Source organism: Acidithiobacillus sp. M4-SHS-6 (assembly GCF_047421495.1).
GTDB lineage: Bacteria > Pseudomonadota > Gammaproteobacteria > Acidithiobacillales > Acidithiobacillaceae > Acidithiobacillus.
The window spans coordinates 783498-802760 of sequence record NZ_CP175559.1; the positions used below are offsets into that span (position 1 = coordinate 783498).

Here is a 19263-nt window from a genome sequence, read left to right on the forward strand (position 1 = left end):
TCAGATATCCAGTTGCGCCTGCGAGCCGACCAGACCCGCCTCGCCCGCGGCCTGTTCGATAGCGCTCCACGCCGTGACGAGTTCGTTGTAAGCGCGGGCTTCTTCCGCCCAGCCCTTGCGTTCGCACAGGGTGTAGAGGCGGTAGGCGAGCGCGCGGATGGGTTCGGCGCGGGCGGGCATGCGGGCGAGCAGCGCACCGGCGGCGGATTCGCCGTCCTGATTGAGTGCACGGATCAGTTGGTGCAGCGCTTCCCACACCGGGGTGCGGGTGTCGGATTCCGGGTTCCAGGCGCTTGGCATCTCGGCCCACTTGAGCAGGCGCAGTTCGCCCTTGCCCGATTCCACTACGCCGCTGGCTGAAAGGCCCTGCACGCTGGTGCCCTTGGCGCGGGCCAGCACATCGGCGTCACCGTATTTGCCGGTGGCCCAGCCTTGGCTCTCGAACCAGTGCAGGCAGAACTGCGTGTCGTGGTCGAAGTCATCTTCGGCAAGGAAGCGGTTGATGAGCTGCAGCGCGGTGCGCACGCTCATCGGTGTGCCGTCGGCTTCCAGCACGGCGGCATACTGGCTGAAGATGGCCATGCCGGGGCCGATGATGGCTTGGGACAAGTCCACCGGCTTGACCGGCGAATTGACGCCGCCGCGCGTCATGTCGAGCAGCGCCTCGGGCAGCGCGGCATTGAGTTCGCGGATGAACTCGCGGCGGCTGACCGTGGGCGCATCGGGGGCGCGCTTGCGGCAGACCAGGACGATGCTGGAAGCGAGAGCGTTGGTGCCAGAGCCGATCATGCGATTGCCCAATTCGGTGCGCATCGGCCAGGTGCCGGTCAGCGCGAAGCCGGCTTTCAACACGGCTTCGAGAAAGGTCTCCCATCCTGTACTGTGCGTGCCGGCCTCCCCTTTGGTTTCGGCCTGCTTGAAGGCGTAGTAGATCGTCACCGGAAAGGCCGGATGCGCCTGCTCGGCCAGGTTGTGCATGGCGCGGGTCATACCGTCGAGGAAGAAGGCTTCGGCCTTGTCCTTGCCGCCGTGGCGGTAAGGCGTGGCGACCAGCTCCTCGGCCTTGGGCACGGCCAGCGTGGCGTACAGGCCGGGATAGATCGGCTTCAGACTCTTGCGCAGCCAGACGTAGAAGAAATCGGAGAGGTCAGCATAGCCAATGTTGTCGTAGTACGGCGGGTCTGAGGAGACCAGCTTGTTTTTACTAATCGCTTGTGTCGAAGCGTCAGCCTGCTGTGCAAAGCCTGCGACAGCAGGCGCGCTTACAAGAAGTGCTTTTGCGACCAATTCAGTGGCACTAACGTAGTTTCCAGACGCTTCACCAAGAGGATTAGATTCTGCGAAGTCCCAAGTCATAGGAAGCGCTTGGCGACTGAAAGTGTTGATGATTCCACTTTGTGTTGGCGTTGGGTCCCAGCGTCCGATTGAAGAACCTCGGTCAACAACCTTATCCAAGGCAAACGCCAAATAAGCCCCCACTGCCTGCGCATAGGCCGTTGCTCCGCTGCCGTCGGCATCCAAGCCGATGCCGTCGTCGGCAAGACCCGCCGCCAGCGCATCCTGACGGCACTTGTCGATGGCCTCGCCCACCAGATCGGAAAAGGTAGTCAGCGCCACCAGTTGGCGGGGGGTGAAGAGGTCGCCGTAAACATCAAGGCCATAGTTGCTAACATTGACGCGACACTTACCGTGCAGCTTCACATCCGGCTTCCACTCGGGCTGCGCCTGTTGCGCAATGGCTTCCTGCTCGGCGGTCGGTGGGAGATAGACGCGGCCTCGCGCACCCTCGGCGACGATGGCCATGAGCTTCGCGCCCATGCGCCCGGCAGTGCCTTCGGTACGAATGTATTTGTAATCAATGGGCGAGCCAGACATCAGACAGTAAAATCCGCCACGCTTCCCTGCCGCAGTACCTTCCCTCGCTTCCTCCGGCGGCTCACCCACCTTCACCGTAAAGCGGTATTTGTCGCCCTCCACCACCGGCTGGACATAGGCCTCCTTCCCCGCCTTGCTGGAGAGCACAAAGGTAGAAGCCAGCGGCACGTCCACATGACTGAAGGCCGGGTTGGGGCTTTTCACGGTGCGCGCCCACAGCCAAGCGATGACGGTGAGCTTCTGCCCAAGCAGGGGTTTCAGGTCGGGCCGCTCGGAAACCATCGCCGCCGTGACTTCGATTCTCGGGTACAGGTGCCCGATGCGCTTCTCGGCCTCGGCACGCATCCAGGCGCCATAGCGGCGCACGTCTTCGGCCAGCCCACGCGCGCCGGACCAATCCCGCTCAAACAATTCGTCATTCCCGCGAAAGCGGGAATCCAGCGGCTTTTCTGGATTCCGGGTCTCCGCTTCGCTCCGCCCGGAATGACAGGGCAGCTCGGCCGCACCGAATACCGGCTTGCGGCCGGCAAAGCGCGGCGGGATTTCGATCATGGCCTTGTTGATGGTCACCGCCACCGGGTTCAGGTCCGACGCATAGCTTTCCAGCCCAAGACGCTGCGCCTCCAGCGGGATGGCGCCGCCGCCCGCGAAGGGATCGTGAAAGGCGGGCAGCCTGTCCGGGTTGAACAGTTCGGCCGCCTGCGGGTGGCCCTTGTTCAGCTCGCAGACCTCGCGCCACGAGCGACGGATCTCAAAGCGGGCGCGCTCCAGCACTTCCTCGTTGTTGGTGTTCTCCCACTGCACCAGATCTTCGATGATCTTGAACAGCCGCTCGCGTTCGGTCTGCGCCTTTTCCTTGTTGACGCCGTAGCGAAACCCGCCGCCCTGCTGATAGCCGGGGTCGTTGACCATCTGCGCGAAAATCACGGCCCGCGCCGCCGCCAGCGGACGCCGCGCCCACCACAGGTGCAGCGTGCTGGGGTGGCCGTGGCGGATGGACTTCTCCCGCGCGGCAGCGACATTGATGGCATCGAGCGGCAGCGCGACTTCGATGAGTTTTTTTGGTGTTTTGATGTTTTGCATTCAGTCGTCCTTCTCTCGGCCGAGCTTGCCATCGCAATGGCTACAGCCGACCGAATAACTGTGTTCCATATTTCCGGTGTTGTATTCGTTGCACCACTGGCACTGCTCGATGCCATCCGAGATGTCGAAGCAGTTCGCGCAGAAGTAGTGGTCGCCGCGTCTGACCACGGTGTGGTAGCCGTCGCAGTTGCTGCAGTTGGCAGGCTCCCAGCTATCGCCACCATCCTTGATGGCTATGTGCGCTTCAACGTGATCTGTCAGCGCGTCCACCAGATGCTCTGGCTCGATGCCTTTCCCGCAGTGCCCACAGGTCGCGTAGCCCTCGTTCGCAATGACGATGGATTCGCCGCAGTGCGGGCATTCGAGTTCGACCTGGGTTTCGGTGTGATCGCACACCAGACAGCTTAGCGACGCGATCTGGTCATCAAGGTCGTCGGGGATGGCTGCCTTGAAGCCGCAGGCACTGCATGCCTTCGGCGCGCTGCCTGCCGTGCGGGCTGCGTCCAGATCGGGCTTGAGCGCCTTGAACTTGGCGGCCAAGTATTTCCGGTGCCCCTTCATCGCGCGATCCGCGCGGGCGATCTCGCTGCCGAAGTCGTGGAAGTAGGTGTCCCACCGGCTCAACAGACGGTGCAGATGGAACCAAGAACGGCAGTGCTCGGCGACGATCTGCGCCTTGGCCTTTTCGTCACTCTCCAGCCCGTTGTGGAAGAAGTGAACCATCTTGTTGCGATGGTTCGCGAGCGCGCGGAAGCTGTTGTAGGCGTCGTCGCCGATGTCCTCGCCCGCGACATCACGAATCCGCGCCCTGCAATCTTCCAGCGTGACCGAGATGAAGTCCCCGACCATGAACTTGGCGAGATTGGCCTGATCGGGCTTGGAGACGATCAGCGACCAATGCTCCTTCATCAGCCGCGCCTTGAGCAGCATCTCGACCGCCGCGCAGAAGTGGATGACCGAGTATTTGGGGGCCTTGTCGAACTCCGCGATGCCGCGCTCCAAGAACTCGAAGGCGTTGCGGGTCAGCGAGTCGAAGATATCGTGGTGGGTCATGACATCCTCCTATCGCCAATGCGCGGGGCGATGGAGAACGAAACCGTCAGGCTTGACGATCTGAACGGGCAACTGGCTGGCACGCAACTTGTCTTCGCCAATGGCGAGATGACCATTGGCATGCTGCTTGAGCGCCTTGGAATGGCGCCGGGGCGGGAACGCGACGATGACGCGCTTGGTTGGGAAGCGTTCGCGCACGCGGTAGATGGGGGTGGTCAGGTCACTATCACCCGAAATGACCAGTGCTACATCGAAAGCATCATCGAAGGCATCCGTCATCAACTGGATGGCGATGTTCACATCGGTCATTTTTTCCTCGTAGTCTGGCCAGGTGGCGTGGCAAGCACGGCATTCGCGCTGCTTTTCGAGGTAGTGGCCGAACTGGCACTGCACGCCTTGCACTGCCAAAGCCTCCAGATAATCGTTCTGCCGCTTCTGATCGGCTGTGTTGCGACCATTGTCGCGGATACGTGCGGTGAAGTAGTGCGTGGCCACGAGCTGCTGGCCGGGTCTGAGCAGGGTACGGGCTAGTGCAGATACATCCAGCCAGTAGTAGCGTTTGAGACGTGCCTGCTTCATACCGAAATAAAGGTTGAAGCCGTCGATGTAGGCATGAACGCGAGTCATGGCTGCATCTCTAAACGCTTGCCATAGTGCTTGTCACACGGCATAAAAGTGATATAATTTCAAAAAATAACCCCCCCGGAGATAGCATCTCCGGCCCGACGCCCCGCAAGGGGCGTCTCTTTTTCTGGGGTTGTTTCTTGCCCCTCCAAAGCGAGCAGCCATGGCCCAACGCCTCCCATGCGGAAGCGTTGCTCTTTGACTGGACGCCCGTCACAGCGACGCCTCCGGTGCGACGGCCTTGGCCAGCAGATGGTTCAGATCGAGGTTGATGCTGGTCGTGGCCCAGTCCGGCTCCTGCGTGAAGGGCTGGCGGATATAGAACGGCCCCTCGTGCTTGTTCCCGTCCACCAGCACGATGGCGAGGATGAACTTGTCCGCCTGGTTCAGGCCGTATAGGATTTCGTTGCGGGTGATTGTGATCGTGGACTGCCCCTTGGCGCGGCCCTTCACTTCGATGTGGCGCGTGGTTGCCAGGCGGCCATCGACAGGCTTGGGCTGGCTGGTCAGGTCCCAGCCGCACTTCTGCGCCGAGACGTCGATGACCTCAAAGCCGAGCGCGCGTTCGGCCTCCATGACCGCACGCATGGCCATCTGCTCGATGCGGGCGCGGGCATCGGCGTCCGCCGACCATCCGCCTTGTTCGGCGGGAACGCCCTTGCGCTGCATCAGCAGCCCGGCCGGGATGACCAGCGCGCCGCCGAGCACGACCGGCGTGCCGGACACCACGTGTCGCATGGCCAGCAGTTCCCTTTCGCGCGACTCGCGGCGCGCCGTCAGGTCGTCGATGGTGCGGCGGACGTTTTCCAACGTCAGCCGCACGTCCTTGCCTGCGGCCAGATCGTCCTTCAGCTTGATGTAGCGGTCTGACCAGAAATTGATCTCCTTGACCAGCCGTTCACGGACGGCGGCCAAGGTCTTGTCCACGGATTTTTCGCGCCGCGAGCGCACTTCGTCGAAGTGCTCGGGCACGAGGTGGCTGCCCGCATGGGCGAGCGCCGCGTGCTCCAGATCCTTGGCGATCCATTCTGATGTCAGGACATCCTGGATCAGCGCCATGTCGGGAGCTTCGAGCGGCTCCAAGTCCAGATGCGGCGCCCAGCCCGCATTGATGGTGTTGCCCGCGGAGTCGATCTCGACAAACTGCATGCGCCGCGAGGCGACGCGGCTGGGGTCGGTGCCTTCCAAGACCCGGTGGTCAATGATGAACATCATTTTGGGGGCGAGCCCCATGTCGCCCGGATCGACCAGCACCGCGCCCTGCTTGAGCTTGTTGCGGTGCTGCTCCTGCACGATGTCGGTGACCGACTGCATCAAGGGGTGGCCCGGATGCAGCAGGCTGGCCATCGGCGCGCCCACGCGGTTGGTCAGTCGCACGTATTGCTTCTCGAAGCAGACGCGCTCGTAGCGGCGCAGCACCGGGTCGGCGTTGCGGCGATCCCGGCCCGTGATTCTCCGGTCGCGCTCGCGGATGATGGCCGGGACGTTGGTGATCTCGTAGCGCCCCTGTTCGCGGGGCCGCAGTTCGCCGCCCAAGGCCGCGAAGGCCTGGTTGAAGAAGGCGCGGATGAAAAAGGGCTGGAGCTTGCGGGCTTCGGCCTTCTCCATTTCCTCCTTCACGGCGAACAGGCGCTTCTCGTCCATCACCTCTTCGCACAGGGCGTTGCGCTTGATGATGTTTTCGAGGTGATTGATGTCGAGCGCGCCTTCGACCTTCTTGAGCAGACGGGCGCGCACCTCGGGGTCGGCGCCGTAGCGGATGGCTTCGATCAGCAAGTCCTTGAGGCTTTTCTCCTCGAACACCTCGCCGAGGATGTCGAACACCCGGCCGCCCAGGGCCGCGCGCTCGATCTCCAACTTCTCGAACAGGCGCTGGAAGACGTCGCCCTCGCGGGTTTCGGAGGCGACCATGTTCCAGAGGTGGCAGACCTCGGTCTGGCCGATGCGGTGGATGCGGCCGAAGCGTTGTTCCAGCCGGTTGGGGTTCCACGGCAGGTCGTAGTTGACCATCAGGTTGGCGTTCTGCAGGTTCACGCCTTCGCCCGCCGCGTCGGTGGCGACGAGCACGCGCGCGGCCGGGTCATTGCGGAACAGCTCCTGCACCTTGCGCCGTTCCTCGCGCTTGACGCCGCCGTGGATTATCACCACGGCTTCCTCGCTACCGATCAGGCCGCGAATCTTCACCGCGAGGTAGTTCAGCGTGTCGCGGTGCTCGGTGAAGATGATGAGCTTGCGCTGACGCCCGGCGTCGTCGTGCATCTCCGGCGTGTCTTGCAGCAGGCGGGAGAGTTCGTCCCACTTGCGATCCTGGCCGGAATGCACGACCTGCCGGGCCTGCTCTTCCAGGTCTTCGAGGATGATGATTTCGGCCTCGAGCTCCTGAATGGTCTGGGCGGCGGTCGCCTGATCGACGACGGCCTCTTCGAAGTTCTCGTAGTCGTCAGGCGACAGCGCGTCGGCCGACTCCCAAATGTCATCCGGCACGCCGTTGGTGCCGGTGCCGACGAGCGTCTCGGCCAGCGACTTGCCGCGTTGCCCCAGCTTCTCTTCCTCGACGCGGCGCTTGAGCTTGTTGCGGCGGCGCTTGAGCGACTGGTAGATGGCCTCGGGGCTGGAGGCCAGCCGGCGCTGCAGCGAGGTCAGGGCGAAGCCGACGGTGCCCTTGCGTCCGCCGTCCGCCAGCTGGTCGGCACGGGCGAACTCGGTCTTCACGTAGTCCGTGACGGCGGCGTAGAGCGCGGCTTCAAGGTCGGACAGCTTGTAGTTGCAGGTGTACGCGCGCCGCTCCGGGAACAGCGGGGTGCCGTCGAACTTGAGCAGATCCTCCTTGACCATGCGTCGCATCAGATCGGTGACGTCGACCTTGTGCGCGCCGTCGCGGAACTTGCCGTAGAACCGGTCGGCGTCCAGCAGCGACATGAAGAGCTGGAAGTCCTCTTCCTTGCCGTTGTGCGGCGTAGCCGTCATCAGCAGGAAGTGCCGCGTGATCGAGCCCAGCAGCTCGCCGAGCTGGAACCGCTTGGTCTTGTTGACCTTGTTGCCGAAGTAGCTGGCCGAGAGCTTGTGGGCTTCGTCGACAACGACCAGATCCCACTGCGTGAGCCGGAGTTTTTCCTGAAGGTCTTCGGCGCGCGCCAGTTGATCGACACGGGCAACCAGCAGGTCGATATCGTCGAAGGGGTTGCCGCTGCGGGACTGCTCGACCTGCTCGCGCGAGAACAGCGTGAACGAGAGGCCGAACTTCTCGAACATTTCGTCCTGCCACTGCTCGACGAGGCTGCCGGGCGCGACGATGAGCACGCGCTTGGCGTCGGCGCGCATCAGCAGTTCGCGGATGAACAGGCCCGCCATGATGGTCTTGCCGGCGCCCGGGTCGTCGGCCAGCACGTAGCGCAGCGGCTGGCGCGGCAGCATCGACTCGTAGACCGCCGTGATCTGGTGTGGCAATGGCTCCACGTTCGAGGTGTGGACGGCCATCATCGGATCGAACAAGTAGGCCAGATTGATCCGGTAGGCTTCGGCGGCGAGCTTGAACTCCTCGCCGGGTGCATCGAAGGCCCACGGGCGGCCCAACTCGGCCAGCGACAAATTGAGCTCATCGGTGCGGAATAGCATCCGCTCGCGCAGCGTGCCGTCGGCGGTCTTGTAGTAGACGGTCAGGGCGTTGTCACCGACCGGTTCAGTCGTGACGATGCGCACTACCTGCCCAGGCTCCAAGCCCGAGATGGCTGCGTTCTTCTGGATCTCTTCGAGCTTGAGCACGGCGCGCCCCTTCGTTTCGTTCCTGCTGTCGCTCAGGGCTTACGCCGGTTGTAGGGCGACTGGTTCGTGGGCTTGAGGGAGACTTCCGATTCGCTCGCCTTGGCGCGCACCGCGTCTTCCGTGCGGCCCATCTTCAGGCCGATGACGCGTGTGGGCGTGTTCTGCTTGGCGAACTGCTTGAGTTGCTTGACGTCGGCAGGCGTCCATTGCTTGCCGTGGTTGGCGGGAGACTTAGCCATGATCAAACTCCTTTCGGCGGTGACAGTCGATGGGATTGCAGGCGTGGTGATCGTCATGGTCACCCCTACTTGCTGGACTCGCTATAGCCTGGCGCGAGCACCAGGTTGGTGACGCCGTAGAGGGCCTGGCGATTGCGCAGCCACAGGTGGTACTCGCCACCCTTGAGGCTGTGATCTTCGGTGCAGTCCACATTCCAGCGGCGCAACAGGTAGCCGGCCATCGCCGCACGGGCCCGCACCTTGAGCACACCACCCTCCATGCCGTACTCGGCTTCGATGGTGTCGGGGTGCTGCACGTTGGCCGGATGCGGCACAAGCTCGAGCTCAGTGATCCGGTTCCACTGGATGTCCTGATCGGACTTCTCGTGGTCAGCCGCCGGCCCGGGAAGGAGTTGCGCGTCATCGAGGCGACCCAGCACGAAATCCCGGAACTCGCCGCTGCGCCGGTCAAAGGCACGAACGTGCCAACGCAGCCCGCTGTCGGCCAGCGCGAAGGGCACAATCTCGCGGGTGGTCAGCCCGCTCGACAGGGCGCGGTAGGCAATCTCCACGGCCGCGCCTTGGTGGATGGCACGCGTCAGAACGGACAGCAGATCCAGATCGATCTTGCCCGGCAGGCTGGTGCCTTCCTGCGCCACCCCGCCCTTCCAGCGGGTCGGCTCTCCGTCGCCATAGCCCTGGGACAACCAGGTAAGCACGCGCTCGGCCGGGAAGTCGAACAAGGGCCGAAACCAGGAGGCACGGACGTAGACCTTGCCTTTGGGGTCGTACTCCATGTTGCCGGGCGCCATCTCCTTGTATTGGGCGATGTCCCTCGTTGCCGCCGCCGCCTGGATGTTGAAGCGCGTGACCAGGTCACGTCGGCGGATTTCGCCCACGAAGCGTAGGCGCAACTCGACGAACGCGAGTCGGTCGCGTTGCGCTTGGGTCATTCCTGAGAGTCGGTCGCTGGACATGGATGCAGAAGTTTTCCTATCGTTTGGCGTAGCATATGCATATCAAAACCAACCGTCAAGCAGTTGCAAAACTAGCGTCAGTACGTCGTAATATGATGATAATTTTAAGAAGGCGGCTACCGGCTTGCCGCAGAGCGACTGATTGCTCGACTCAATAGGGGGCTAGCGAAAAGAGCGAAATGAGGGACCTGACAAGCAGTTGCGGGCGGTTCGATGCAGCGAAACGAGCAAAATGAGCTTCCCGGGGCAGCTACGCCGGCCGATACACCCGCGTGGGAGTCCCTGGCGTCGCTGCGCTCAACCCACTGCACGCTGATCCTGGGCGGCGCGCTGGCCAACAGGGCCTCCAGGCTGGCGTCGATCCGCGCCTTGATTTAAAGATATACCCAGCAGCACTATCCGCAGGCCCAGCAAATTCCGGATGGACAACCAGGCGGTGATCCGCTCCGGAATCTGAGTGTCAGGCACGGGTAATCTGGACGATTCGTTCATCCACCGGCCAATCGAGACGATGCGCCACGGCATAAGCCAACATGAGCGGGATTCTGTTATTTCCTGACGTTTCCGCAGCTAATACCGGCAGCAATACCGGCCGTTCGTGCATCGATCCAAGATGCCGCACGGAGTCGACAAACTCGGGACGAAGCCACCCGATCCACCAGATCAAGCGCAGCCTGATTACCGCCTGCCTTGGCCACCGCGTACTCCGGCTGTTGCTTCAACTCGCCAAGATTCCCATTGCGCAGAACATCCGGGAAATCTCCCCAGGGGGAACGAGGCGCGCGTTGCAGATCATCCTGCATAAGCCGCCGCATCCCCCTGCGGATTCACGACCGCGGACTGATACGAGCGGACATCGACGCCAAAAATGGCCGCCACCTCCTCGTCGGGAAGCTGATCGGCCACCCCGACCTGTCCGCCGATTCGGGACAGATACTCCAGGGCCTTGCGTACCACAGACAGATCCCCCGTGTCGGAACGCAGATAAATGACCTCTGGCGATTCATCCCGAATCAGCGCCTCGATGGCCAGCTGATATCCGCCCAGCCCTTCAGGGTCGTCAACCGGGCGCAGACGATCCGGATGAGCGCCAATCCACAAATTGTGCGGCTCTTCTTGCCCTTGCCCCTTCGGGGTATGACAGCCTCCCGTCAGGGCCCTGAAAAATCCAAACATGACAGTCTCCTTACAGTTCCACGCCCAAGGCATGACCGGCAATCTGCTTGCCGATCTCCTTTTTCAGCGCCTTGCCGGGCGTTTCAAAGCCCAGTTCTTCGGCTCTCTCGGCCAGCTTGTCCACGCGCCGTTGTGCAAGAAATCGCTGGGTGGATCCGATAGGCAGCGATTCCGGGTCGGGGAGTTCACGGAGTTGCGCGAGGATCAGCGCAACCCGCTCCCGGTGCGCGGTGTCGCCGTGCTCCAGTTCTTCCTCAGCCCACTCCAGCAGTTCTTCCGCGAGACTCATAGCTGCACCCCCTGCGCGTGCTGCTTCTCTGGCGACCTGGCAGGGGCTTTGTATGCCTGCCGCGGGGGGAGGGGATTGAGCATCTTCGGGTCCACGCCCAAAGCCTGCCCGATGACCTTGCCCTCCCGGTGATCCGGGATCTTCTGCAGTGCCTCGTTGGCCCGCAGGCGCCCCGGGTGTTCATGGATCTGCTGGTCTCCGGAAAAGACCCGCACATCCACCTTCTCAAAGCCACCCTGGGTCGGTTCCGAACGGGAAAGTCTGACGGCCAACTTCTCGCCACCGTCATACGCGGCCTCCGCCGCCAGTCCGCCCTTGCCATCCGGCTCGAACACCACCGGCGCCTTTTCGTAGTTCCCCGTTTCGGGATCACGGCGCTGCAAGGTGCCCACGAGGTGACCGTCTTTCTCATAAACGGACAGGTTGTGCCAGACCCCGTCGCGGCCCCTGATGCCGGACTCCAGCGCCGGGAAGGCTGCCGCCTGCAAGGCGCCCCGCTCGTTCGCGACGGTCTTCGGCGCGACCCCTTGCTCAACCATCCGCCCGGTAAAGCCAGCCGCAACCTCGGCGAAGTAGCTCTCCCGGGTGCTGGCGGCGATCTGGTTCAGGATTTTCTTGTCGCCCATGCCCGCATCCAGCAACGGTTTTTGCGCGGCGATCACCCGCTCTTTGGCCTTCTCGAAATGGCCGGGAGTGGCCGGGACTTCCTGCCCGTCAGGCCCTTTCATGGTCGCCACATGATCCACGAAAGCCCGGCCATCCCGCTCCGTCTCCTTGGCGAATGCGCCAATGCTGACCTCGGCACCCGCATGTTCCCGCGTCGCCGTGTCGAGCTTGGTGATCAACCGCTGGGCAAACTCGGAGTTCATATCCGCCGACAGGATGGTCCTGCCGGCTTCGTTCTCCAGCGTGACGCGCAGCTTCCTGAAGGTCTCCCCATTGGCCTGCGTTTCAGCCACCTCCGCACCCACCAGATTGCCCTTTAACGTCTGTTCGTACCGAGCCCCATGTTCCTTCAGGGCGTCGCGGACAACCGCCTTGTTCTCCGGGGAGTACCCCTTCTTCCATTCCGCGTCCCCAATCTGTTCTCGCGCGGCTTTCAGGGCGGCGTTCGTCTGTTCGTCGTTGACCAGCACAAAAGCATCCGCCAGGTTGTTCCGTTGCATCATCCGAGTAGCCATATCTTTCTCCTTTCCGTCTCCAGCAAAAATTGCTCACAAAAACTCCGGTCCCTACTGCTTCTATATCTCCACACCCTGCTGCTTCTCTGGCGACCTGGCGGGGGCTTTGTATGCCTGCCGCGGGGGGAGGGGATTGAGCATCTTCGGGTCCACGCCCAAAGCCTGCCCGATGACCTTGCCCTCCCGGTGATCCGGGATCTTCTGCAGTGCCTCGTTGGCCCGCAGGCGCCCCGGGTGTTCATGGATCTGCTCCAGAGTGTCATTTCCCTCCAGATCCCGGCCCTTGGCGAAGATGCGCACATCCACCTTGGAATGCGGTGTCTCGGAGGGCTCCGACCGGGACAGCGAAACCAGCAGTGGAGCCCCGTCCGGAAACTGCGCCTCCGCCTGCAAGCCGCCGAGCGCTCCCGGGCGAAACTCCAGCGGCACCCTCTCGTACTCGCCCGACTGACCGCCGTGCCGCTTCAAGGTCCCCACCAGCCGATCGTCCTTTTCCTGCACGGAAAGGTTGTACCATCCGCCGTCGCGGTCCTTGATGGCCGCCGCCAGCGCGGCACTCGGGTCGCGGACTGCAATACCCGGGCTCACATCAGGGCTCTGGGAAACAGGCACAGTGTCGAGCCTTTGGGCCGGTTCTGGTGCTGCCACCGCCTGCTCAGGCGGCATGAGCGCGTCCGGCGCAATCCCCGCCTTCTCCAGAGCGTTACGCACCATGCCATCGGCGTCCATGGCCAAAACCCGCTTGGCAAAGGCCGTGAAACGCACGTCCCTGACGCGGGAATACTCGCCTTGTTCATTGACCAGATGGTACGTTGTTGCCGCGCCTTCCTTGCCGGAAGCAATGCGATCCTGGGCACCAGCAACTTTCAGCGTCACATATTCCTGCCCGGATACCACCTTGTCGCCCGTATTCACGCGCAAGCCTTTCAGATTCTCCCATGCGCCCTTCATGCCTTCTCGCAATGACATGGCTTCCCGTTCCCGCAATGCCTGTGCAGCGCTTTCCTCCACGGCGATGTTCTGCACCATTTCCGGGCCTTGCTTGGCTTTCTGCTGCGCGTTCAAATCCACGCCCAGCTTATCTTTCAGATAGGCCACAGTGCCTTGAGGCAAACCCTGTTCCTGTGCGGCCTTGTTCGGTTTCAGCAATTCAGCAGCCGCGAGGGGGCGGCGTTTCTGCCCCGGACTTTGCTCGGCAAAAACAGCCAGCACGTTTTGATGCCCAAGGTCAGAAAACAGGGTCACGTCGCGTTTCACCCCGTCGTCAAACGCTGCCGATGCCCGCAGGCAAGACCGTTCTTTTGGCTCATCGGGATTCCGGTATTTACCCTCAGTGAACTCCAAGGGCTGGACCTGCTTGTTATTGCCGAGCCGCACAGCAAGCCTGCCCAGACCTTGTTCATTGACCGTTACGTAATACCGCTCCTGACCCACTTTCAGTGTGGCCACTAGGCGGGGTTCCGGGACTGTGGAACTGCCGTGGGCGACATCGGTCTGGATGAAGACCGGCGCATCCCTGTCAAAGCCATACGCCTGCTGCAGCGGGATGGGCCTGAACCGATAGTCCCGACCATACACCATCGTCTCAAGACCCTTCGGCCCGCCATAAGGTCCGACTTCAGCCCGCAAGTGATAACGATGGTCTCCACCCGATGTATCCAGCTTGGCAATGACGCGCCCCGCAAACGGTTCACGCAGGCGGGAGGGCACCTTGGGTTCGGCGCGTACCAGGTCGCCCACTTCCGGGTTGCGGGCACGCTCCGCCGCCCGCGCCATTTCCTTGGCGAAGGACGCCAAGCGTTCCGGGCTGAAATCGGGAACGGCATCGGAATAACGGTCCGAATGCTGGAGAAGGTCTTGCCCCCAGCGCACCGCTTTTTCCGGGTCACGCATGGCTACCGTGCGGGTGAAGGCTTCCGCATTCGCCACCGTGTCGTCACTCAGACCAGTGGGTAGGCCACCGGGCCATTCCGCTTCCTGGGGCGCACTTTTTCCCAGAGCTGTAGACAAACGCACTTCTCCATGCCGAATGGCAGCACGGCTTTCCAGATGAGCAATCAACTCGGAGTCGAGGGGTTCCTTCAGGCTTTCCCCCATGGCGATGTTCCGCACCATTTCCGGGTAATGCTGCTGCTTGATTTCCAGCAGATTGGTCCGCTCAAAGTGGTAATCCAGTTCGGCACCGTGCCGGGTGATTTCCTCAATGTTGATGTAGCCCAATTCCGGCTCACCTTGACCAAGGTCCGCCAGCCCAAAAGCCTGCTTCTGGCTCATATCATGGTTTGCAGGGTCGCCCTTATCCTTTTCGATGATGAACCACTGGCTGTTACCAGGGCCGAAGTAGCGTAAGGACACGGGCTTTTCCTGGTCCGGCTTGCCATCCGTTTCATAGGTTTCCGGCATCTGCTGGATAATGGTTTCCAGCCTTTGCATCGTGTCCGAGTAAAAAGCCTTATCTGCACTGTCTTGCAGCAGTTCGTTGGTGACGGCAAGCTGGGCATCTCCCAGAAAAGGCCGTACCGCTTCCGGGATTTCCCGCAACCCTATCAACTTCGGATACTCGCCACGGGCACGTTCCACATCCAGCAGCGCCAGGTTCTCGTCTATCCGCCGCTTGTTATCCATCCCCATGGTCTGCTGGTAGCGCAAAGACGCCGGGTCAATCCCATCCACCTTTTCGGGAATGACAGCGCCTGGCAAATGCTGTTCCAGTGGGGGGATTTTCCGGTAAGGAATGTCATCCCCGGAGAAAAAAGCAGGGGTTCCATTTTCCCAGCGATAGATGCCCCGCACACGGGCCTTTTCACCCGATTCCGCGACGTTCAGAACCACGCCCTCAACGTCATTGCCAAGCTCGTCCTTGTAGCGGATGTAATCGCCACGCTGCACCGCGGGGCCGCGCTCCGCCCGCAACTCCGGCGTTCGTTCGATCAGGTAGTCGCTGATCCCCTGGGCATCCTTGATGGTCTGCATCAGGATCTGCTTGCGATCCTTCTCCGGCAGCGTGCGAAGCCAACTGGCCAGGTATGCGGCCGAATTGCCCGCTTCGCGGCCTTCTTCCAGGTCCTGGGATGCAGGATCGAAGCCGATCCCCAAACTCGCCGCGGTCATGGCCGCCGACATCTCCGCGCGCAGTTCCTCTACGGCATATTTCTGGGAGCCGAACCGTCCCGTCAGGTCCCGGTTCAGGCGATTCGGGTGGCCGGTAGAGTGGGACAATTCATGAAGCAGGGTGGTGTCGTAACCGGTACCCGCTTGGAAGGTCTCCAGCGGCGGCATTTGCACATGGTCCTCACTGGGCCGATAAAACGCCCGGTTCCCGCCGTGCCCCACGGAAACACCCATGACCTCGGCCAGTCTGGGCAGCCGGTCGTCAGGCTTGCCCTCGATTTCGTGGTTTCGCTCTGGACGTCCGATGGGCGGGATGCCATCGACCTGGGAAGCGTGAAACACCGTGTAATACCGGACGCCAAGACGCATTTCTGTGGGTTCAGGATCCGTTGTTCCCTGTTCCCGGAGCCTGCCCATTTCCTCTTCGGTGCGATGGTGCTCGTAGCGCGACCACTTTTCGATGGGAATCCCATGCGCGCCCTTGCGCACCTGCCAGCCTTGCTCCTGGGCCTGCTTGTAGGTACACCAGCGCGGATCGGACGGGTCCGGAGAGAACGTCATGAGATTCTGGTAGTTCACGCCGTTGTATCGCTTGCCAGTGACCGCATTGACCGGGGCCAACACATCGCCAGCTTCCCAGGGCCTTTGCCAGGAGGCAGTTCCTGCCTCGATCTGTTCAATCAGTCTGTCGGCAAGCTCAAGACGGGGGTCTTTCTTTTCGGTGTTGTTCCCGGAACGGGGCAGGGCGGGGTCGGGCATCGTACTCTCCAGCGCGGTTAATCTTCGACTGGAGGGTATAGATCGGGTGATCGTGGTATAGCTTTATGCGGTTATGCCCGGCGAGCAAATCAGAGCAGGAGATCGCCAAGGACTTCCTTCGCCATCTCCACCAGGTCCATCTGACGACGCGCCTTTTCGTCAGGGATATGGGTCAGTCGCTGAAACTCCTGGTGGTCGAAAGGGATCACCTTCTGATGGACCCAGTGATCAGCGTCCATAGAGACAACCATCTTCATGGATTCCACCAATCTCCCGTCTTCCCTGTCTTTGCTCTCCCGATGATGAATAAAGCAAACCGCAAGAGACAGAAAGTTTTTGGTCTTTCGACCAATCTGCCCGCCATCACTAATGTGGACGCCAGGGACCATATCCCGAATAGCCCGCATTAAATCAGCGTCCGCATCTTTGCGAAGATACTGCCCGACAATCGGCTGTGAATCGGACATATAGGCAAAAACCCAGGGGATATTCAGCAATGTGGCTCCGGTGTACAAATAGCCTCTCTCAGCACGGTAGGTCTCCAGCATCTTGCGCAACAGCTTCTGAGAGAAGTTGATGCCCGTCTGCTTCCGAAGCAGATACACCACGCGGTCAAACTGCTCGATCAGCGTTCCCAGAATTTTTCTGGAAACTGGGTTCAGTCCCTTTCTCCTGGCACGCTTCTCCCGTGGTCGGGGCTTGAAATAGGGGCAATTATCCCGTTCTTCCGGGTCAAGTTCGGCAAGCCCCCGAATGGCGGCCCCCGTATGCCTTCCAAAAGGCTGATGGATACGCTCAAGTAGACGATACAACCCAATAATCTGAATAGGGTTGTCGCAGGCAGGGCATACAGCATACTGCACGTCCTCGCCCTGACCGTTTTTTTGATACCAAGGCTTATCCCTCAGCGTCTGCGCCTCAAAGTCTTCCCGCTCAATGCGCCGGGAACCAGCGTCTTCAGGGCGCAGCTTGTAAACGTCCATTCTTCATCCCGCTCACGTTCAATCCAGAATGACAGGATAACGCCTCGCCACCTGAATCCACCAGTCGCTCGGTAGATGCGGGACGCCACCTTCCTGCTCCGCCATTCTCAGGCATTGAAGAACGGTAGATAATCCCATGGAAAATCGGTGATGCCGATCCTGAAGCGCAAAAACCATTTCCTCTTCATTCTCGGAACTATCCTGAACGCCAGTGCCGTCCAACGATGCCCGGTTATCCAAAACAGCTTCGTGGTCCATGTATTCTCCAGTGCAGCAATTTTCGACTGGAGGGTATAGATCGGTTAAAATCAGGATGTCTTCTTTATTCATCAGACATCTCGTCCCAATCAATCAAGTCCGTGTTCCGTCCTACACGATGAAGATCCTGGATGGCAACCCGTTTTCTGGCAATGCGCAATGGGCGCCCCTTGACGACCAACGTTCTATCCAGAAGATTCGGAATCCTGCGCTTGGTGTGCGTGAATTCAATAGCCCCAAAAGGGGTCTTGTGGAGTCCTTTCGCGCCGGTGGTCATCACCGTCAGGCGATCGACAGGAATCTGTGAGATCACACCATATTCCGAGAGAATGCTTTCCAGAGAAACGTAATTGAAATCTCCCGGGCGCAGGGCCTGCGCGATCTGCTCGATCAGCCAACCCCGGTGACGTGGCACAGCTGGACCAAAAACGTAGATGCCACGCGCGGCGCGAACCAAAAGGTTGTCCTGGCACATGCGCTGCAAGCTCTTCTCCAGCGATTTCTCATCATCTTCTGGAAAAATCTTCTCCATGTCTCGTCTGGAATAGACGACAAGACCCTTCTGTTCCAGGGTGGACAGGCGATTCAGTAGATCAAGTCGTTTCATGTGCGTACTAACCAGACAGTTGTGTAGGGTTTCTAAAGACATAATAGAATCTGCCCTGTCCCTTGTCTAGCTGCGCTCACGCCCCTGATACGCCACTTGAGGAATCCAGCGGGAATGATCCAGGCGAATCTCCGTCACCAGGCATCCGGTTTCTCGGATAAGCCAGGATGCTCCGGGCAAGTCTGGTCTGCCCGGCCTGGAAATGCCCGTTCCCTGCGGGAACAGCACTACGCCATGGCCTGCCCCCAGGGTGCGCAGCATCACCCGAAGCGCCATGGGGGATCGCTGGTCAAGAGCGACCATGCGATGGTGTCCCGTGATCCGGCCATACCAGGACAGCACCCTTCGCCAGAAAGGGTGGCGGGCGTAATCCGGATCGACGGCGAAGAGGTAGCCGCAGTGACCTCCCATCTGATGCAGGTAACGGGCGATGACAGGGCCATCCAGTAAGGACGCATGAGGACGGACAAGAATCAGGTGACCCGGCATGACGATACTCCCGTGAATGCTGATGGGAGGGTATAGATCATGCGCATGGCTGGTATCGGAGAGCGGGCCAGACACCTCGGTAACGCGCCTGCACTCTCCTGCCTGATCCGCCCTTGCTGCGTAGTCGCAGCGTGACTACAATATGAGCGTCTGAACCTTCCTGGAGAATTACCATGAGCACTCCCACCGACACCTACGTCCGCGCCCGCATTGACACCAACACCAAGGAACGGGCCGCCTGCGCGCTTGAAGCCATGGGACTGACGGTTTCCGACGCCATCCGTCTGCTGATGCTGCGCATCGCCGACGAACACCGCCTGCCTTTCGACGTGAAGGTGCCCAACGCCACCACCAAGAAGGCCCTTGCCGAGCTGGAAGCGGGCAAGGGCAAGAAGTTCGTCAGTGTGGATGATCTGATGGCGGATTTGCATGCGGACGATTGACCGCTCCTCCGCGTTCAAACGCGACTATAAGCGCGAGGCCAAGGGCCAGCACCGCGCCACCCTTGATGACGCGCTCAAACCGGTGCTGGTCGCACCGGCGACCGATCAGCCCCTCGGTGCATGCTACCGCGATCACGATCTTTCCGGCGATTGGCGCGGCTTGGCTCGCACAGCGAGCTTTTCGGCTGACGCCAGCCGCCGGGGGGGCGCAACGGGCGTGCCAGAGCGAAGCGGCAGGCGCGGGCCGTTGCCAATGCGTTGATATTGCGCAGGATGCCTGCACATCACCCCTTCTTTATCTTGCGTTCTTCTCGCAAAGTCGTCACCTTTGAAACAAAGAGAGGTGCAACAAGGTGAAGATGTTGTCCGCTTCTA

17 protein-coding genes and 1 pseudogene are annotated in these 19263 nt (G+C 61.2%); 2 read left to right on the forward strand and 16 right to left on the reverse strand.

Annotated elements, in window-relative coordinates; translation table 11 throughout:
• The 16 genes from ACJU26_RS04060 to ACJU26_RS04135 all read right to left on the reverse strand — a co-directional run bounded on the left by ACJU26_RS04060 (window position 1) and on the right by ACJU26_RS04135 (window position 18445).
• Window positions 1-2958 (reverse strand): DUF1156 domain-containing protein, encoded by a 2958-nt coding sequence (locus ACJU26_RS04060; protein ID WP_414041261.1) that lies wholly within the window; start codon window positions 2956-2958, stop codon window positions 1-3.
• Window positions 2959-4011, reverse strand: a complete 1053-nt coding sequence (locus ACJU26_RS04065; protein WP_414041262.1) for a hypothetical protein — start codon at window positions 4009-4011, stop codon at window positions 2959-2961. It lies immediately after the preceding gene.
• Between the two features lie 9 nt (window positions 4012-4020).
• Window positions 4021-4638 (reverse strand): NYN domain-containing protein, encoded by a 618-nt coding sequence (locus tag ACJU26_RS04070; protein WP_414041263.1) that lies wholly within the window; start codon window positions 4636-4638, stop codon window positions 4021-4023.
• Between the two features lie 210 nt (window positions 4639-4848).
• Entirely contained in the window at window positions 4849-8397 is a 3549-nt protein-coding gene (locus ACJU26_RS04075) for a helicase-related protein (protein WP_414041264.1), read from the reverse strand.
• A gap of 32 nt (window positions 8398-8429) precedes the next feature.
• Window positions 8430-8693, reverse strand: coding sequence for a hypothetical protein (locus tag ACJU26_RS04080; RefSeq protein WP_414041265.1), 264 nt, complete (start codon window positions 8691-8693; stop codon window positions 8430-8432).
• 8 nt (window positions 8694-8701) lie between these two features.
• Window positions 8702-9592 carry a WYL domain-containing protein gene (locus ACJU26_RS04085; RefSeq protein ID WP_414041266.1) on the reverse strand — a complete coding sequence of 297 codons (891 nt, stop codon included), beginning with the start codon at window positions 9590-9592 and terminating at the stop codon, window positions 8702-8704.
• A gap of 297 nt (window positions 9593-9889) precedes the next feature.
• Window positions 9890-10060, reverse strand: a complete 171-nt coding sequence (locus tag ACJU26_RS04090) for a hypothetical protein (protein WP_414041267.1) — start codon at window positions 10058-10060, stop codon at window positions 9890-9892.
• On the reverse strand, window positions 10053-10196 hold the full coding sequence (locus tag ACJU26_RS04095) for a hypothetical protein (protein ID WP_414041268.1): 144 nt from the start codon (window positions 10194-10196) through the stop codon (window positions 10053-10055). The genes ACJU26_RS04090 and ACJU26_RS04095 overlap by 8 nt, the downstream gene beginning before the upstream one ends.
• Before the next feature lie 188 nt (window positions 10197-10384).
• Complete coding sequence (locus ACJU26_RS04100; protein WP_414041269.1) at window positions 10385-10768, reverse strand: hypothetical protein; 384 nt, start codon at window positions 10766-10768, stop codon at window positions 10385-10387.
• A gap of 10 nt (window positions 10769-10778) precedes the next feature.
• Complete coding sequence (locus ACJU26_RS04105; RefSeq protein ID WP_414041270.1) at window positions 10779-11057, reverse strand: hypothetical protein; 279 nt, start codon at window positions 11055-11057, stop codon at window positions 10779-10781.
• Window positions 11054-12238 (reverse strand): hypothetical protein, encoded by a 1185-nt coding sequence (locus ACJU26_RS04110; protein ID WP_414041271.1) that lies wholly within the window; start codon window positions 12236-12238, stop codon window positions 11054-11056. Before ACJU26_RS04110 ends, ACJU26_RS04105 begins: the two co-directional genes overlap by 4 nt.
• Before the next feature lie 60 nt (window positions 12239-12298).
• Window positions 12299-16108, reverse strand: a complete 3810-nt coding sequence (locus ACJU26_RS04115; protein ID WP_414041272.1) for a zincin-like metallopeptidase domain-containing protein — start codon at window positions 16106-16108, stop codon at window positions 12299-12301.
• Between the two features lie 89 nt (window positions 16109-16197).
• Window positions 16198-17091 carry a hypothetical protein gene (locus ACJU26_RS04120; protein WP_414041273.1) on the reverse strand — a complete coding sequence of 298 codons (894 nt, stop codon included), beginning with the start codon at window positions 17089-17091 and terminating at the stop codon, window positions 16198-16200.
• A gap of 18 nt (window positions 17092-17109) precedes the next feature.
• On the reverse strand, window positions 17110-17421 hold the full coding sequence (locus ACJU26_RS04125; protein ID WP_414041274.1) for a hypothetical protein: 312 nt from the start codon (window positions 17419-17421) through the stop codon (window positions 17110-17112).
• The gene (gene abiEi / locus ACJU26_RS04130; RefSeq protein ID WP_414041275.1) at window positions 17414-17998 is read right to left on the reverse strand and encodes a type IV toxin-antitoxin system AbiEi family antitoxin; all 585 of its coding nucleotides are present in this window, start codon (window positions 17996-17998) and stop codon (window positions 17414-17416) included. The genes ACJU26_RS04125 and abiEi overlap by 8 nt, the downstream gene beginning before the upstream one ends.
• 24 nt (window positions 17999-18022) lie before the next feature.
• Window positions 18023-18445, reverse strand: coding sequence for a 1-acyl-sn-glycerol-3-phosphate acyltransferase (locus ACJU26_RS04135; RefSeq protein ID WP_414041276.1), 423 nt, complete (start codon window positions 18443-18445; stop codon window positions 18023-18025).
• Between the two features lie 173 nt (window positions 18446-18618).
• On the opposite strand from ACJU26_RS04135, the gene ACJU26_RS04140 reads away from it, so the two are divergent.
• Together ACJU26_RS04140 and ACJU26_RS04145 are read left to right on the forward strand one after the other, a co-directional pair.
• A complete protein-coding gene (locus tag ACJU26_RS04140; RefSeq protein ID WP_414041277.1) occupies window positions 18619-18888 on the forward strand; it encodes a type II toxin-antitoxin system RelB/DinJ family antitoxin in 270 nt (89 codons plus the stop codon).
• Window positions 18875-19048, forward strand: a pseudogene (locus tag ACJU26_RS04145) (type II toxin-antitoxin system YafQ family toxin); the annotation flags it as partial. The gene ACJU26_RS04140 and the pseudogene ACJU26_RS04145, both read left to right, overlap by 14 nt.
• Between the last annotated feature and the right edge of the window lie 215 nt (window positions 19049-19263).

Excerpts from the sequence above, each read along its gene's own strand:
- ACJU26_RS04060 (WP_414041261.1), bottom strand. The coding sequence starts at position 2,958 with ATGCAAAACATCAAAACACCAAAAAAACTCATCGAAGTCGCGCTGCCG.
- ACJU26_RS04065 (WP_414041262.1), bottom strand. The coding sequence starts at position 4,011 with ATGACCCACCACGATATCTTCGACTCGCTGACCCGCAACGCCTTCGAG.
- ACJU26_RS04070 (WP_414041263.1), bottom strand. The coding sequence starts at position 4,638 with ATGACTCGCGTTCATGCCTACATCGACGGCTTCAACCTTTATTTCGGT.
- ACJU26_RS04080 (WP_414041265.1), bottom strand. The coding sequence starts at position 8,693 with ATGACGATCACCACGCCTGCAATCCCATCGACTGTCACCGCCGAAAGG.
- ACJU26_RS04085 (WP_414041266.1), bottom strand. The coding sequence starts at position 9,592 with ATGTCCAGCGACCGACTCTCAGGAATGACCCAAGCGCAACGCGACCGA.
- ACJU26_RS04095 (WP_414041268.1), bottom strand. The coding sequence starts at position 10,196 with ATGCACGAACGGCCGGTATTGCTGCCGGTATTAGCTGCGGAAACGTCA.
- ACJU26_RS04100 (WP_414041269.1), bottom strand. The coding sequence starts at position 10,768 with ATGTTTGGATTTTTCAGGGCCCTGACGGGAGGCTGTCATACCCCGAAG.
- ACJU26_RS04105 (WP_414041270.1), bottom strand. The coding sequence starts at position 11,057 with ATGAGTCTCGCGGAAGAACTGCTGGAGTGGGCTGAGGAAGAACTGGAG.
- ACJU26_RS04110 (WP_414041271.1), bottom strand. The coding sequence starts at position 12,238 with ATGGCTACTCGGATGATGCAACGGAACAACCTGGCGGATGCTTTTGTG.
- ACJU26_RS04115 (WP_414041272.1), bottom strand. The coding sequence starts at position 16,108 with ATGCCCGACCCCGCCCTGCCCCGTTCCGGGAACAACACCGAAAAGAAA.
- ACJU26_RS04120 (WP_414041273.1), bottom strand. The coding sequence starts at position 17,091 with ATGGACGTTTACAAGCTGCGCCCTGAAGACGCTGGTTCCCGGCGCATT.
- ACJU26_RS04125 (WP_414041274.1), bottom strand. The coding sequence starts at position 17,421 with ATGAATAAAGAAGACATCCTGATTTTAACCGATCTATACCCTCCAGTC.
- abiEi (WP_414041275.1), bottom strand. The coding sequence starts at position 17,998 with ATGTCTTTAGAAACCCTACACAACTGTCTGGTTAGTACGCACATGAAA.
- ACJU26_RS04135 (WP_414041276.1), bottom strand. The coding sequence starts at position 18,445 with ATGCCGGGTCACCTGATTCTTGTCCGTCCTCATGCGTCCTTACTGGAT.
- ACJU26_RS04140 (WP_414041277.1), top strand. The coding sequence starts at position 18,619 with ATGAGCACTCCCACCGACACCTACGTCCGCGCCCGCATTGACACCAAC.